Below are 14,568 nucleotides of genomic sequence, written 5' to 3' on the forward strand. Positions count from 1 at the left end.
TGCCGCACGTCACCGCCCGCCCTCACCGCCCTCCGCCATGTCGGCCAGCACCCCCGCATGACACACCAACGGCGCACACCAGCAGGCCAGCGTCCGTCCGCGCAGCGTCGGCACCAGGGCCAGCAGATCAGGGCGCCCCAGCAGATATGCCCGGTACTGCGTCATCACGTCCGCGCGGGTGCCGTCCCGGGGGCGCGTGGGGGTGTCGTAGGCGAAGGGGTTGTAGAGCGGGTGGCGGGGGAGGTCCCAGCCGCCGAGGGTCCAGCGGCGGCCTACGTAGACGATGTCCTCGGGGGCGCGTTCCAGGCGGGGGCCGTACTCATGGATCCGGCCCCTGACGTTGATCACCCGCGTGGTCATGGGGAGTTACGCCGCCGGGCCCTCGTAGGGGAGGAGGTCCGGGCGTTTCGGGGAGCGGCCGTCGCCCGAGGAGCGGCCGGTGAGGCGGCGGGAGATCCACGGGAGGAGGTACTGGCGGGTGAAGCGGGCGTCCTCTACGCGGCGGGCGGTCCAGTTCGGGGGCGGGGTCGGCGGCACCGGGGTGCGCCACTCCGGGTCCTCCGCCTCGTAGCCGAGGGTCTGCCACACGGCCTCGGCGACCCTGCGGTGGCCGTCATCCGTGAGGTGGAGACGGTCGACGTCCCACGCGCGCGGGTCGCCGAGCGAGGGTGCGCCGTACAGGTCGACCACCAGGGCGCCGTGGCGGGCGGCGACGTCGTCGACGCAGGCGAACAGTTCCTCCATGCGGGGGCGGAAGCGCTCCAGGACCGGGCCGTTGCGGCCGGGGCTGCGCATCAGGACCAGGTGCTTGCAGGCGGGCGTGAGGCGTTCGACGGCCTCCTCCAGCAGGGCGCGGACCCGGCCCATGTCGCACTTGGGGCGCAGGGTGTCGTTCAGGCCGCCGACCAGTGTGATCACATCGGGCTGCATGGCGGCCGCCGGGCCGACCTGCTCCTCGACGATCTGCGCGATCAGCTTGCCGCGCACCGCGAGGTTGGCGTACCGGAAGCCGGGCGTCCGGGCGGCCATCCGGCCGGCGAGGAGGTCGGCCCAGCCCCGGTAGGTGCCGTCCGGGAGCAGGTCCGACATGCCCTCGGTGAAGGAGTCGCCGATCGCGACCAGGCTGGTGTGCGTGGGATTCGTCTGCATGGCGACAGAGATGGTAACCCGCACGCATACCAGCCGGTAGGTCGGCCTCCGCGATCACGCGGCCGGGCTCACGTCCGCTGCCCGAACAGCTCCCGCAGCACGTCCTCCATGGTCACAAGCCCGGTCAGCCGTCCCTCCTCGTCGAGCACCGCCGCGAGATGCGTACGGCCGCTGCGCATCGCGGTGAGGACGTCGTCCAGCGGTGTGTCCTCCTTCACGTTCGCGATCGACCGCATGTCCTCCACCTTGAACGGCTCGTCGCGCGGCGAGGCGTCCAGCGCGTCCTTGACGTGGAGGTAGCCGATGATCCGGCGCTCGTCGTCCACCACCGGGAAGCGCGAGAAACCGGACTCGGCCGACAGCACCTCCAGCTCCGCCGGGGTGATGCCCGCGACCACGTAGTCGACGCGTTCGAGGGGGAGTACGACGTCCCGCACGGGTCTGCTGCCCAGCTCCAGCGCGTCGTTCAGCCGCTCCAGGGCCCGCTCGTCGATGAGCCCCGCCTCGCCGGAGTCCCGTACGATCCGGGCGAGTTCGGCGTCCGAGAAGGACGCCGTGACCTCGTCCTTGACCTCGACCCGCAACAGCTTGAGCAGCGTGTTCGCGAACGCGTTGATCGTGAAGATCACCGGGCGCAGCGCACGCGACAACGTCACCAGCGGCGGCCCCAGCACCAGCGCGCTGCGCACCGGCTCCGCCAGGGCGATGTTCTTCGGCACCATCTCGCCGAGCAGCATGTGCAGATAGGTCGCCGCGGCCAGCGCGATCACGAAGGACACCGCGTGCCCCGCGCCCTCCGGCACACCGACCGCGTGGAACACCGGCTCCAGCAGATGCGCGATCGCCGGTTCCGCGACGATGCCGAGCACCAGGGTGCACAGCGTGATGCCCAGCTGGGCCGCGGCCATCAGCGCCGACACGTGCTGCAACCCCCACAGCACGCTCTTGGCCCGCCGGTCGCCCTGCTCGGCGTGCGGCTCGACCTGACTGCGGCGCACCGAGATCAACGCGAACTCGGCGGCCACGAAGAAGGCGTTGACGACCAGCGTCGCCAACCCGATCAGCAGTTGTACGGCGGTCACAGCTCCCCCTTCGCGGAGTCGGAACCGGAACCGGAATCAGAGCCGGAACCGGAGTCGGTGTCGTCGAGCGGCGCGTGCAGCAGCAGCCGCGCGGCTCTGCGCCCGGACGCGTCCACCACGTCGATCCGCCACCCGGCGACCTCGACGGTGTCTCCGACCTCCGGAATCCGCCCCAGTTCGGTGGCGACCAGACCGGCCAGCGTCTCGTACGGCCCCTCCGGCGCCCGCAGCCCCACGCGCGCGAGCTGGTCCATGCGGGCGGCGCCGTCCGCCGAGTACAGCGAGCGGCCGTCGTCGTCCGCCCCGGCCGCGGCCAGGTCGGGCGTCTCGTGCGGGTCGTGCTCGTCCCGGACCTCTCCCACGACCTCCTCGACGATGTCCTCCAGGGTCGCGACCCCCGCCGTGCCGCCGTACTCGTCGATGACGACGGCCATCGTGCGCTTGCCCGACAGCCGGTCCAGGAGGCGGTCCACGGTCAGGGACTCCGGGACGAGGAGCGGTTCGCGCATGACCTCGGAGAGGGGGAAGCGGGGGCGTCGGTCCGCCGGCACCGCCAGGACGTCCTTGATGTGCACCGTGCCGACGACCTCGTCGAGGTTGCCGCGGTACACCGGGAACCGGGACAGCCCGGTCGCCCGCGTCGCGTTCGCCACGTCCTCGCAGGTCGCCTGGGCGTCGAGGGCGACGACCTGGACGCGGGGCGTCATCACGTTCTCCGCCGTGAGGTCGGCGAGGTTCAGCGTCCGGACGAACAGCTCGGCCGTGTCCGGCTCCAGGGCGCCCTCCTTCGCGGAGTGCCGGGCCAGCGCGGCCAGCTCCTGCGGCCCGCGCGCGGAGGCCAGCTCCTCGGCGGGCTCCAGACCGAAGGCCCGCACCACATGGTTGGCCGTGTTGTTCAGATGGCTGATGAACGGGCGGAACGCGGCACTGAACCAGCGCTGCGCGTTCCCCACCCGTTTGGCCACCGCCAGCGGCGAGGAGATCGCCCAGTTCTTGGGCACCAGCTCGCCGACGACCATCAGGAAGACGGTCGACAGCGCCGTGCCCAGCACCAGCGCGACGGACTTCGACGCGGAGTGCGAGATGCCCAGCGATTCGAGCGGTCCCGCGATCAGCGCGGCGATCGACGGCTCGGAGAGCATGCCGACGACCAGATTGGTGACGGTGATGCCGAGCTGCGCCCCGGAGAGCTGGAACGTCAGATTCCGTACGGCCTTCAGGGCGCCCGCGGCACCCCGCTCGCCGCGCTCGACCGCCCGCTCCAGCTCGCCGCGCTGGACGGTGGTCAGCGAGAACTCGGCCGCGACGAAGGCACCACAGGCGAGCGAGAGCAGGATCGCCACCAGCAGCAGAAGCACTTCGGTCATCGGGTCACCTCCGTCCCATGATCGGACAGGGCAGGGAGGTTCGCGCGATGTCGCGCGCTGGGACTGGGAGGCTCGCCCATGGGCGGACGCTCACACCTTTCGTGGAGATGTCGAAGTTCGGAGTCGTCCGTCAATAGTAAAGGATGGGCAAAGTAGCTAGTTCGTGAGGTGCTTCACCCAGCGCCGCCAGTGGTTCTCGGGTGCGTACCCCGCCGCGCGCCACGCATGCTGCCCGGTCTCGTTGCGCTCCAGCACCATCGCGTCCCCGCGCCGCCCGCCCAGCGCCACGAAGCGCTCCTCGGCCGCCGTGAGCAGCGCCGAGCCGATGCCCCGGCGGCGGTGCTCCGGGTGCACGGCCAGCCGGTAGAGATGGCAACGCCAGCCGTCGAAGCCGGCGATCACGGAGCCGACGAGATGCCCGTCACGCTCCGCGAGGATCAGCGCGTCCGGATCCCGTTCGATGAGCCGGGCCACGCCGTCGCGGTCGTCGCTGATGCTCGTGCCTTCGGCGGCCTCGCGCCAGAACGCCAGCACGGCGTCGACGTCGGAGAGGGCCGCGCCACGGATATGCAGATCACTCATGGGACGAGCCAAGCAGAGGGTGGGCGGGCGCGGCGAGCGGGTTTCGGCGCAGTTCCCCGACGACCGGCGCGAACGCCTCCATGTAGGGCTCCAGCACGGTGAGATACGAGAAGCCGTACCGGTCGCGCAGCGCGCGCACCTTCGCGGTGATCTCCTCCAGGGAGCCGACCAGCATGACGGGCAGGTCGAGCACGTGCTCCAGGGTCAGATCGGGCCGGCGGTCCAGCAGCGGCCGGAGCGCGCTCGCGGGATCGTCCGTCACCGCCACCCGCTGGATCAGCAGGTTGAGTTCGGCGGGTTCCGCCCGGCCGGCCGCGAACTCCCGGTACCGGGCGACCCGTTGGTCGAGTCCGGCCGCGTCGACCGGCGCCAAGCGGCCTTCCGTACTGCCCGGTTCCAGGCTCGCGCCCGCGAACGCCGCGATGTCCGCGTGCTCGGCGGTCAGTCGCAGCACGCGGTCGCCGTTGCCGCCGAGGAGCAGCGGTACCCGGCACTTCGCCGCGTCCAGCAGCCGCCCCAACTCGTCGATCGTGCAACGTAGTTGGTCCACGCGTTCGCCGGGCGAGCCGAAGGGCAGCCCCGCCGTGTCGTGCTCCGCCCGCACATAGCCGGTGCCCAGGCCGAGTTCGAGGCGTCCACCGGTCAGCTCGTCGGTCGTCGTCACCTCGCGGGCCAGCAGAGTCGGGTTCCAGAAGCCCGCGTTGAGCACGAACGTGCCCACCCGTGGCCGCTCGGTCGCGTCCGCCGCCGCGACCAGCGCCGGGAACGGCGCGACCATGCCCAGATGGTCCGGGACCAGGATCACGTCGTAGCCGAGCTCCTCGACCCGTCGGCATCTCGCGCGCCACTCGTCGGCGGGCGCGGACGTGAGCAGACTGGCCCCGAAACGGAACGGACGCGGCATGAACTCTCCTCGGCGGCAAGGGACTTCAGAACGGCCGTCGTGATTCCATCACTCGTGCGCGATCGCCGCCAGCACGTTCATACGGGACGCGCGCAACGCGGGCAGCAGGGCCGCGACGATGCCGACCACCGCCGAGCCGATCACCACCGCGACGATCGTGGTCCACGGCACCGCGAGCGCCTTCATGCCCTGGAGCGCCAGGACTTGCTGCGCGCAGACGCCCCACACCAGGCCCAGACCGAGTCCCAGCACCGCGCCGAACACCGCGATCACCACCGACTCCAGCCGGATCATCCGCCGGAGTTGGCGCCGGCCGAGCCCGATCGCGCGCAGCAGCCCGATCTCGCGGGTGCGCTCGACGACCGACAGGGCAAGGGTGTTGACCACGCCGAGCACCGCGATGACGATGGCCAGCCCGAGCAGCGCGTACACGAGATACAGCAGGACGGCGATCTGGTCGTGGACGAGCTTCTTGTAGTCGGCCTGGTCGCGGACCTGCACCTGCGGATAGGGCTTCAGCGTCGTGTCCAGCGCCTTGCGGAGCTGGTCGGCGCCGGTGCCGGAGGCCGCGTTCACGTACAGCGAGGAGTCCTGGCCGTTCGGGACGTACTTCTCGACCGTGGCGATCCCGAAGAAGAGTCCGCCCTGCGTCCCGAACCCGCCCGAGGCGCCCTGGTCGCTGAGGGCGCCCACCGTCAATTGTGTGGTGCGTCCGCCCGGGAACTCGACCGGGAGCACGCTGCCGATCCGTACGTCGTGCTTCTTCGCGAAGTCGACGTCCATGGCGAGGTGCCCGGCGGCGAGTGCCGAAGTCGTGTTCCCCTGGGCGTACTTGATGTGGGCGACAGCGTTCAGCGGGCTGTCGTAGCCGGCCGCCGTCGTCTCCACCCGCCTGCCGTCCGGCAGCTTGACCGCGAGGGGCGCGAACCGGGCCCGTACGACGAGACCGACGCCCTCGGTGGCGCGCACCCGGTCCGTGACCTCCTTGGAGAACGGCAGGAAGTTGCCGTTCTGGATCACGAAGTCGGCGCCCAGGGTCTTGTCGATCTGCTGGTCGAAGGACTTGGACATCGACGCGCTCGCCACCGACATCCCGCCGACCAGGGCGAGCCCCACCATCAGGGCCGCCGCCGTGGCGCCCGTACGGCGCGGGTTGCGCAGGGCGTTGCGCTGGCTCATCCGGCCGACCGAGCCGAACAGGGCGGGGAAGGCGCCGCCCAGTACCCGGATCATCGGACGGACCAGCAGCGGGCCCGCGATCACGGTCGCGATCAGGGTGAGGACGATGCCCAGGCCCAGGAAGGAGGACGACGAGGCCGTGCTCGTCGCGGCGGCGCAGCCCGCCAGCGCGGCGACACCGAGCGCCCCGACCACCGAACCCACCACCGCCCGCACCTTCAACGGCCGCCCCACGCCCGCGACTTCGGCGTCCGCGAGGGCCGCCATCGGGGAGACGGTCGCGGCGCGCCGGGCCGGCAGATACGCGGCGACGAAGGTCACCCCGACCCCGACCACGTACGCCGCCACGGGTGTTGGCCAACCGACCACCATCTCCGTGGTCTTGAGGTTCATGCCGAACGCGGTCATCAGCTTGATCAGCCCGGCCGCGAGCCCGATCCCGGCCGCCAGCCCCACAGTTGAACCGACCAGCCCCAGCAGCAGCGCCTCGGTGAGCACCGACCGCCGCACCTGCTTCCGGTCGGCGCCCAGAGCGCGCAACAGGCCCAGTTCGCGGGTGCGTTGGGCGATCAGCATCGAGAACGTGTTGACGATCAGGAACACACCGACGAGGACCGCGATGCCCGCGAAGCCGAGCATCACGTACTTGATCACGTCGAGGAAGCCGCCCAGATCGGCGGCGGCCGACTTCGCCTGTTCGTCGGCGGTCTTGATGTCGTAGGTACCGGAGGAGTCGATCGCCGCGGTCACCCGCTGCTTGAGTACGGCGTCGTCGACACCCTTCGCCGCGTCCACCGAGATGCTCGTGGCCCGGTCGGGTGCGCCGAGCAGTTGGTCCTTCGCGGTGGCGGGGTCGAGGAAGACGAGTGCGGCGCCGGGGTTGGTGGTGGTGAAGGTGGCGATGCCGACGATCTCGACCTTGAAGCTGCCGGGCTGTGCCTGCACGGTGAGCGTGTCGCCGATCTTCACGTGCTTGTCGTCGGCGGTGTCCGCGTCCAGAAGTGCCTGGTCGGCGCCCTGCGGGGCGTGGCCCGAGGTCAGTTTCACGGGGCTGCGGTCGGTGAGGTACCAGTCGGTGGCAATGGTCGGCGCGCCCGTGGTCGGCCCGACAGACTTGTTCTTGCTGTCGACGACCACGATGTTCTCGACGGACACGTCGGCGTGGGTCGAGGCGACCCCGGCCACCTTCGTCACCTGTCCGGCGAGCGCGGCGGGCACGGTCTCGGTCGCGCCGGTGGGCACCGAGGACTTGAGGTCCTGCTTGGGCTCGACGGTCACATCGGCGGACGTGGAGGCGAAGAGCCGGTCGAAGGTGCGGGTCACCGTGTCGGAGAAGATCAGACTGCCGGCCACGAAGGCCACCGACAGCACGACGGCCAGCGCCGACAGCAGCAGCCGTCCCTTGTGCGCGAGGAAGCTCCGGAGGGTCGCCTTGAGCACGGATTCAGTCCTTGTCGAGGGATACGTCGGTCCCGTCCGAGGAGGGAGACGGGGAGGGGGAGGGGTCGTCGAACGGGCTGCGGGTGAGGTCGAAACGCTTCATGCGTTCCAGTACGGCCTCCGCCGTCGGCCGCTCCATCTCGTCCACGATCCGTCCGTCCCCGAGGAAGAGCACCAGGTCGGAGTGGGCGGCTGCGCCCGGGTCGTGGGTGACCATGACGACCGTCTGGCCGAGATCGTCGACGGCGTCGCGGAGGAAGCCGAGCACTTCGAGGCCCGCCCGTGAGTCGAGGTTGCCGGTCGGCTCGTCGGCGAAGATCAGCTCGGGGCGGGAGGCCAGCGCCCGCGCACACGCCACGCGCTGCTGCTGGCCCCCGGAGAGCTGGGACGGCCGGTGCTTCAGCCGGTCCCGCAGCCCGAGCGTGTCGATCACCTGGTCCAGCCACTTCTGGTCCGGCTTCTGGCCGGCGATGTCCATGGGGAGTGTGATGTTCTCGGCCGCGTTGAGGGTCGGGATGAGGTTGAACGACTGGAACATGAACCCGATCCGGTCCCGGCGCAGCCGGGTCAGCTCGCGGTCCTTCAGCCCCGTGATCTCGGTGTCGCCGAGCCACACCTGCCCGGCCGAGACGGTGTCGAGCCCCGCCAGGCAGTGCATCAGCGTGGACTTCCCGGAGCCGGACGGGCCCATGACCGCGGTGAAACGGCCGCGCGCGATGTCCACGTCCACGGCGTCCAGGGCGAGCACGGTCGTCTCGCCCGAGCCGTACGCCTTGGTCAGGCCGTGGGCGCGGGCCGCGATCCGGCCGGCCGAGGCCTGACCCGGAGCGTGCTCCGTAGCGGATGTGGACAAGACAGCCCCCTGGGATTCCGTCGCTCGTCGACGTTCCGAGCTTTCCGAGACGTTCCGAACCTTCCGAGACGTTCCGACGCCTTGGTCGCGGGCCGAGCCTAGTGTGACGCGCCGCACACCGGATATCCCCCGTGCGGCCGAGGCGGTCTCCACCCCAGGTCGGGCCCCCGATACCGGTGTAAGGGGCACTCTCCACCCGTGGGCCGAGCCCTTGCCGATGCTAGCGATCCGGCGCTAGCGTCTAGGTATGGCGAAGACCCAGCTGAACGTGCGCGTGGACGAGGGCACCGCCCGCGCGGCCCGTGAGCGTGCCCTGGCCCGTGGGATGAGCGTCAACCGCTACATAGAAGAGCTGGTCAGACAGGACACCGGCGAGGTCGGCCACACGTTCGTCGAGGCCGCCGCCGACTTCATGAAGCAGTACGAGTCCGTCTTCGCCGACGAGTTCGGCGCCGACGGGGAGCACGCCCGCGAAGGCCGCCGCTGATCCCTTTGAACAACCTCAGGATCGACCTCGCCTGGCTGCTGATGCTCGCCGAACAGAAGACTCCCGGAGACCCCGCGGTCACCGACTGGGGTGCGCTCGTCGCCGCCGTCGCCCGCCACCAGGCCGACATATTCGACGTCCCGGTCTACGACAGCCCGCACGCCCGCGCCGCCGCGTTACTCCAACTCCTGATCCACGTCCCCGCGTTGGAGCGCTCCAACGCCCTCTTCGCCTCCGCCGTCGCATACGCCTACCTCGTCGCCAGCGGCCTGAAGGTCGTCACCTCGCCCGAACAGGTCCGTGATCTGGCCCGGTTGGTGAAGAGCGGCGAGGCGTCGGTCGACGACATCGCGCACGAGCTGCGCCAGTGGAGCCTGTGATCACGTGTCTGTGTCTGTGTCCGTCACCGGGCGCCAGGCCGGACCCAGGACGCAGTAGGAGGTCGGCAGGGTCGGTCCCTTCTCCGGGATCAACACCCGCCGGTACGGCCCGAGTTCGAACCCCGCGTCGCGCAGCGCGGTGACCGGGTCACGGGCCAGATGGCAGCCGCCGTTCAGCGGCGGCCACAGTGTGCGGTCCAGGGCGCGCTGGGTGAACGCCATCGCCGGCCCGCCGCCCCGGCCGTGCTCGAAGAACCGCACGACTCCACCGGGCCGCAGCACCCGTCGTACCTCCGCGAGAGCCCTCGGCACATCGCGCACGCTGCACAGCACCAGCGAGAGGACGACCGCGTCGAAGGCCTCGCTCTTGACGGGCAGCTTCTCCGCCGCGCCCGGCACCACGTCGACGGCTACCCCGGAGCGGAGTGCTGCCTCCACGGCCAACTGCCGTAGCGTGCGCTCGGGTTCGATCGCGACGACCTCCGAGACGGTGCCCGGATAGTGCGAGAAGTTCAGGCCGTTCCCGGCCCCGATCTCGATCACCCGCCCGGAGAGCCCGGCGAGCAGCCGGTCCCGCAGCCCCGCGAGGCCGAGTTTCGACTCGGCACTCACGCTGAAACGGGCGTAGTAACGGGCGAACAGCGGGTGGTGGACGGCGTCCCGCGGCACAGTGCCGGAGCCTGCGGCTCGTAGCGGCATGGCGACCTCCCGGACCGGACCGGGCCGAAGCCGGTCCCTACCGGGATTGTCCCCCTTGCGGGCCGTGACCACCCCCGCTGTCGCTCCGGGGCGGGTCAGGAGATGAAGTCGTGCACCTGCTCGTAGACACCGTGGTCGTTGTTCATGTTCGTGTGCGAGATGCACCCGACGTCCACGTTGGTCGCGCCGCTCAGCTCGGCCGAGGTGTCCGGGTTGATCGCCTCGTCGCAGTCCGACCAGTAGGCCGCGTACGACACGCTGCCGGGCGTCTCGTCACCGGAGTTGAGCGCGGTGAGGAAGGAACTCCCGGTCTGCATCTCCTTGCAGGAGGTGTAGAGCCAGCCGCACAGCGAGGCGATGGAGGTGCCGTGGTTGACGCCGGCGACCGACACGAAGTGGTCCACGTACGACGTACCGCTCAGGTTCTTGAGGAAGTAGCGGGAGCTGAGCGTCCCCATGGAGTGACCGACGATGTCGACCTTCGACGCACCGGTCTGCGCGAGCACGCTCTTGACCTTGGTCGCCAGTTGCGAGGCGGTGGTGACGTTCGACTGCGTCCAGTCGTACGACCACGCGAACAGCTCGGACGAGGAGTAGCCGTCGGCCTCGAAGTCCGCGACCCAGTCGTCCCAGCCGCTCGCCGAACCGCTCAGGCCGTGCACGAAGATGACGGGATCGTGGCTCGCCGCGTGAGCGGGCGTCGAGGCCAGGGAGAGTGACAGAAGGAGCGAGGTGGTCACGGCCGACAGGGCCGTGGCGATGCGACGCTTGTGGCGCTGCATGATGCCTCCTGATACGGGTGGGGTTGTCAGGAGTGTCGGCGGGGTCTACGCGCGCCGCATCGGCGAAATCGCCGGTCTTTACGGGTGAATTAACTCGCCAGTAACGTCAGTTGTGTGCTGACTCCGGTGAACCCCACTTCTCTAGACCGCACTTCGCCACCGTCGCGCATCGACACCGGGCGAACCCTGGACCCTGAACTCCCCGAGGGGGTCCGCATCCGACTGCTGCGCGTCGTCTACGGCGATCCGCGCGCCGCGGCCGAACTCATCCCGCGCCTGACCCCACGCCAGGCCGCGGGCCTCGACCCCCTGCCGACCGAACCGGCGTCCCTGGCACCGGAGTTGCTGAGCCGGCACCGCGGGGAGATCCGGTCGCTGCCGGACAACACGCGCCTGCTCCTGCTGCTCGCCGCAGCCGATCAGTACCCGGTCGCCACCCACGCCTTCCTGCGCGCCGCCGCGGCGGCGCGGCTCGACACCCGGCCCCTCGAAGCCGCCGAGACGGCCGGAGTCGCCCATACGACGGCCGGCGGGGTCGTCTTCCGCGACGCGTGGACGAGGATCGCCGCGTACGAGACCGGGTCACCGGCGGACCGGCGGGACGTACACCGGTTGCTGGCACGGGTGTTGCGTGCTGAGGGCGAGACACCGCGACGTTCCTGGCACCGGGGTGCGGGAGCGCTCGGCCCCAGCGTGCGGCTCACCGCGGAACTCCGTACGGCGGCGCAGAGGGCCCGGTCCACCGGTGAACACGCCCTCGCCTGCGCCCTGGTGGAACGCGCCGCCGCCCTCGCAGCCGACCCCCGCGAACAGTCCCGCCTCCTCAACCGCGCCGCCGCCGACGCCTGGCAGTCCGGCGAGACCGACCGCGCCCGAGGCCTCGCCGCCACGACGGACAGCGACGCGCTGAACGGGGTCTTCGCACTGCGGTCGGGGAACGCGGCGGAGGCGTTTGACGCGCTGCTGAACGCGGTGGGGCGGTGGGGGGTTGGGGGGACTGTGGCCGGGGGGCGCGTGGGCGAGACGTTCGGTGCTGTGGCGCCGGGTGCTGCGGTGCCGACGGGTACTGCGGTGCTGGGGACGACGGTGCCGGGAAGTGGGGTGCGGGGAAGTGCGACGGCGGGAACTGCAGCGCCCGGATCGGGCGCGCCCGGATCGGCCGTGCCGCCGACGGCCGCGCCTGAGTCGGCAGGGACGCCAGCGGGGGTGCGCGGGACGGCTGCGCCGGGCATTGCGGAGCTTGGTTCGGCAGCGCAGGTAACGCCCGAGCCTGGAAGTGCGGCGCCCGGATCCACAGTGCCGCCAGCGGCAGTGCATCGAACTACGGCGCCTGGACCGGTAGTTCACGCATCAGCCGTGCCCAGAAGTGCGGCGCCCGGATCGGCCGTGCCCGAAACTGCGGCGCCCGGATCGGCTGTGCCCGAAACTGCAGGGCCCGGATCCGGCGCACGTGGAACGGACGTGCTGGCAACGGCTGCGCCTGGGTCGGCCGCGCCGCCACCGGCCGCGCCCCCTTCACCGCCCCGGACAACCCGCATCACCACCACCCCCCGAACCCCCGCCCCCGCCCCCGACCACGCAGTTCACCTCCTCGCCCGGGCCACCGAGGCTGCCGTCTACACCGGGGATCTGAGACGGTGCCGGGAGGCGGCGGCTGTTGCCTTCCGGGTCGGGATCGTGCCGCACGGGACGCTCGGGGGACTGGCCGCCGCTTTTGAGGGGCGGTATGAGGACGCGCGGGATCTGCTGAAGGCCGCTGCCGGGAGATGTGGGCCCGGCGGTGACCCCACCCTCCTCATCCATGCCGGGATCGCCGCGCTGATGCTCGGTGACCACACCCGCGCCACCACCGCGACCGTGCGGGCGGCGGCCTCGGCCCGGGCGCGTGGCGCGACGGTGATCGTGGCGCAGGCGATGGAGTTCCGGGCGTACGCCGAGTTCTGGACCGGGCATTCGAGGGCCGCCGAGACGGCCGCCGCGGACGCCTTGTGGCAGGCCCACGCCACCGGACAGGACAACGGCGCGTGCCATCTGCAAGCCGCGCTCGCCATGTTCGCGGCGCTCACCGGAGACGGCGACGTCTGTCGCGAACGGGCCGCCGCCGCCCGCTCGTTCGCCCTCGGCCGGGGCCTGGGGCTGCCGGCGGCCCTGGCCCAGTGGGCGCTCGCCTACCTCGACCTCAGCAGTGGCCGCTTCGCCGCCGCAGCGGCCCGGCTGCGCGCGCTCGCCGGGTTCGGTCCGGGCCACGGACACCGGGCGATCCGGCACCTCGCCACCCCGCACTATGTCGAGGCCGCCGCCCGCAGCGGCGACACCCGTATCGCCCGTGCCGCACACGCCGACTACGACCGCTGGGCACGTGCCGTCCGCAGCCCCGACGACCTTGCCCTGAGCGCCCGTTGCCGTGCTCTGCTCGCACCCGGCGCCGAAGCCGTCGAGCACTATCGCCACGCCCTCGACCTGCACGCACGCGGCACCCGCGACTTCGAACGGGCCCGCACCGAGCTCCTGTTGGGCGGCACTCTGCGCCGACTGCGCCGCCGCACCGAGGCCCGCGACCGTCTGCACACCTCGCTGGAGGCATTCGAGTCCTTCGGCGCCCCGCACTGCGCCGCCCAGGCCCGAGCTGAACTCCGGGCCCTGGGCACCCCGGTGGCCGCGACCACCCTCCCCACGCCTGCCGCTCGCCTGACGGCCCAGCAACTGATGGTCGCCCGCATGGCCGCCGACGGCGCCACCAACCGCGAGATCGCCGTCCGCCTCGCCCTCAGCCCCCGCACGATCGACCACCATCTGCGCGGAGTCTTCAGCCGGTTGGGCATCCGCTCACGGATCGAACTGGTCCGGCTGCTGGCGGAAGGAGAGGCGTCCTAGAGCGCGCCGTGTGCGATTCGAGGCGGGGGCGCGTCTGCCGGGGATGCTGCTAAGCCACGCCGCCATCCCAGGACGGCGGCGCCTCGCGCCCCCGGAACCCCTCCGCATCCCACACCCCGTCAAGCCGCGGCGCCAACCAACTCGCCGCCGCCGCACGGAAGTCGGCCGGGGCGAGAGCCCCCGCGCCCTCCGGCAGCGCCCCGAGCAGTGGCGCCCCCGCCACCTCAGGCAGATCGGCCACATTGCAACGGGACGCGAGGTCAGGGGTGTTGGGCCAGCTGCCGATCACCACGCCCAGCAAGTCGAGCCCCTGGGAGCGGAGTTCACGGGCCGTCAGTTCCGTCGTGTTCAGGGTGCCCAGGCCCGCCGATGCCACGACCAGGACCGGGGCAGCCAGCAACCGCGCCGCGTCCGCCAGCGTGCCGCCCTCCTCGTCGAACCGTACGAGCAGCCCGCCCGCGCCCTCGATCAGGACCAGGTCGTGCTCGGTGGCCAACTTCTGGGCGGCTTCGGCCACTTCGTGCGGGTGGACCGGAGTCATACCGGCCCGCCGCGCCGCCGTGCCGGGGGCCAACGGCTCGGGGTAGCGGGCGAGTTCGGCCGTCGTCACGGTGCCCGCGAGCCTCGCGACCTCGTCGGCGTCGCCGCGCTCGTCCGGTCGTAGACCTGTCTGGGCGGGCTTCAGGACGGCTACCGTGCGGCCGGCCGCGAGTGCCGCCGCGGCCACCGCGGACGTGGTGATCGTCTTGCCGACCTCCGTGCCCGTGCCCGTGATCACCAGTACCGGCAT

14 protein-coding genes are annotated in these 14,568 nt (G+C 71.5%); 3 read left to right on the forward strand and 11 right to left on the reverse strand.

Annotation, left to right across the window (positions count from 1 at the left end; translation table 11 throughout):
* Nucleotides 1–9: 9 nt before the first annotated feature.
* The 8 genes from ACIRRY_RS33100 to ACIRRY_RS33135 all read right to left on the reverse strand — a co-directional run bounded on the left by ACIRRY_RS33100 (nt 10) and on the right by ACIRRY_RS33135 (nt 8,556).
* Complete coding sequence (locus tag ACIRRY_RS33100; protein ID WP_403979998.1) at nt 10–360, reverse strand: DUF4326 domain-containing protein; 351 nt, start codon at nt 358–360, stop codon at nt 10–12.
* Between the two features lie 6 nt (nt 361–366).
* Nucleotides 367–1,149, reverse strand: a complete 783-nt coding sequence (locus ACIRRY_RS33105; protein WP_403980000.1) for an SGNH/GDSL hydrolase family protein — start codon at nt 1,147–1,149, stop codon at nt 367–369.
* A 68-nt stretch (nt 1,150–1,217) separates the two neighbouring features.
* Entirely contained in the window at nt 1,218–2,231 is a 1,014-nt protein-coding gene (locus tag ACIRRY_RS33110) for a hemolysin family protein (RefSeq protein WP_403980003.1), read from the reverse strand.
* Nucleotides 2,228–3,598, reverse strand: coding sequence for a hemolysin family protein (locus tag ACIRRY_RS33115; RefSeq protein WP_403980006.1), 1,371 nt, complete (start codon nt 3,596–3,598; stop codon nt 2,228–2,230). The genes ACIRRY_RS33110 and ACIRRY_RS33115 overlap by 4 nt, the downstream gene beginning before the upstream one ends.
* Before the next feature lie 156 nt (nt 3,599–3,754).
* On the reverse strand, nt 3,755–4,180 hold the full coding sequence (locus ACIRRY_RS33120; RefSeq protein ID WP_403980009.1) for a GNAT family N-acetyltransferase: 426 nt from the start codon (nt 4,178–4,180) through the stop codon (nt 3,755–3,757).
* On the reverse strand, nt 4,173–5,084 hold the full coding sequence (locus tag ACIRRY_RS33125; protein WP_403980012.1) for an LLM class F420-dependent oxidoreductase: 912 nt from the start codon (nt 5,082–5,084) through the stop codon (nt 4,173–4,175). The genes ACIRRY_RS33120 and ACIRRY_RS33125 overlap by 8 nt, the downstream gene beginning before the upstream one ends.
* A gap of 48 nt (nt 5,085–5,132) precedes the next feature.
* A complete protein-coding gene (locus ACIRRY_RS33130) occupies nt 5,133–7,703 on the reverse strand; it encodes an ABC transporter permease (protein WP_403980014.1) in 2,571 nt (856 codons plus the stop codon).
* Between the two features lie 4 nt (nt 7,704–7,707).
* Nucleotides 7,708–8,556, reverse strand: a complete 849-nt coding sequence (locus ACIRRY_RS33135) for an ABC transporter ATP-binding protein (protein ID WP_403980017.1) — start codon at nt 8,554–8,556, stop codon at nt 7,708–7,710.
* Nucleotides 8,557–8,803: 247 nt separating this feature from the next.
* On the opposite strand from ACIRRY_RS33135, the gene ACIRRY_RS33140 reads away from it, so the two are divergent.
* Entirely contained in the window at nt 8,804–9,043 is a 240-nt protein-coding gene (locus tag ACIRRY_RS33140; protein WP_403980019.1) for a toxin-antitoxin system HicB family antitoxin, read from the forward strand.
* A 5-nt stretch (nt 9,044–9,048) separates the two neighbouring features.
* Nucleotides 9,049–9,423 (forward strand): fic family toxin-antitoxin system, toxin component, encoded by a 375-nt coding sequence (locus ACIRRY_RS33145; RefSeq protein WP_200679099.1) that lies wholly within the window; start codon nt 9,049–9,051, stop codon nt 9,421–9,423.
* On the opposite strand, the gene ACIRRY_RS33150 is transcribed toward ACIRRY_RS33145, so the two are convergent.
* Both ACIRRY_RS33150 and ACIRRY_RS33155 read right to left on the reverse strand, forming a co-directional pair.
* The gene (locus tag ACIRRY_RS33150) at nt 9,424–10,122 is read right to left on the reverse strand and encodes a class I SAM-dependent methyltransferase (protein ID WP_403980022.1); all 699 of its coding nucleotides are present in this window, start codon (nt 10,120–10,122) and stop codon (nt 9,424–9,426) included. It abuts the gene before it with no gap.
* Nucleotides 10,123–10,217: 95 nt separating this feature from the next.
* Nucleotides 10,218–10,904, reverse strand: a complete 687-nt coding sequence (locus tag ACIRRY_RS33155; protein WP_403980025.1) for an esterase/lipase family protein — start codon at nt 10,902–10,904, stop codon at nt 10,218–10,220.
* Between the two features lie 114 nt (nt 10,905–11,018).
* Between ACIRRY_RS33155 and ACIRRY_RS33160 the strand changes: the two genes are divergently transcribed.
* Nucleotides 11,019–13,778, forward strand: a complete 2,760-nt coding sequence (locus ACIRRY_RS33160; RefSeq protein ID WP_403980027.1) for a LuxR C-terminal-related transcriptional regulator — start codon at nt 11,019–11,021, stop codon at nt 13,776–13,778.
* A 49-nt stretch (nt 13,779–13,827) separates the two neighbouring features.
* On the opposite strand, the gene bioD is transcribed toward ACIRRY_RS33160, so the two are convergent.
* Nucleotides 13,828–14,568 carry a dethiobiotin synthase gene (bioD, locus tag ACIRRY_RS33165; RefSeq protein ID WP_403980029.1) on the reverse strand — a complete coding sequence of 247 codons (741 nt, stop codon included), beginning with the start codon at nt 14,566–14,568 and terminating at the stop codon, nt 13,828–13,830.

The sequence above is a fragment of the Streptomyces sp. NPDC101776 genome (assembly GCF_044766845.1).
Lineage (GTDB): Bacteria > Actinomycetota > Actinomycetes > Streptomycetales > Streptomycetaceae > Streptomyces.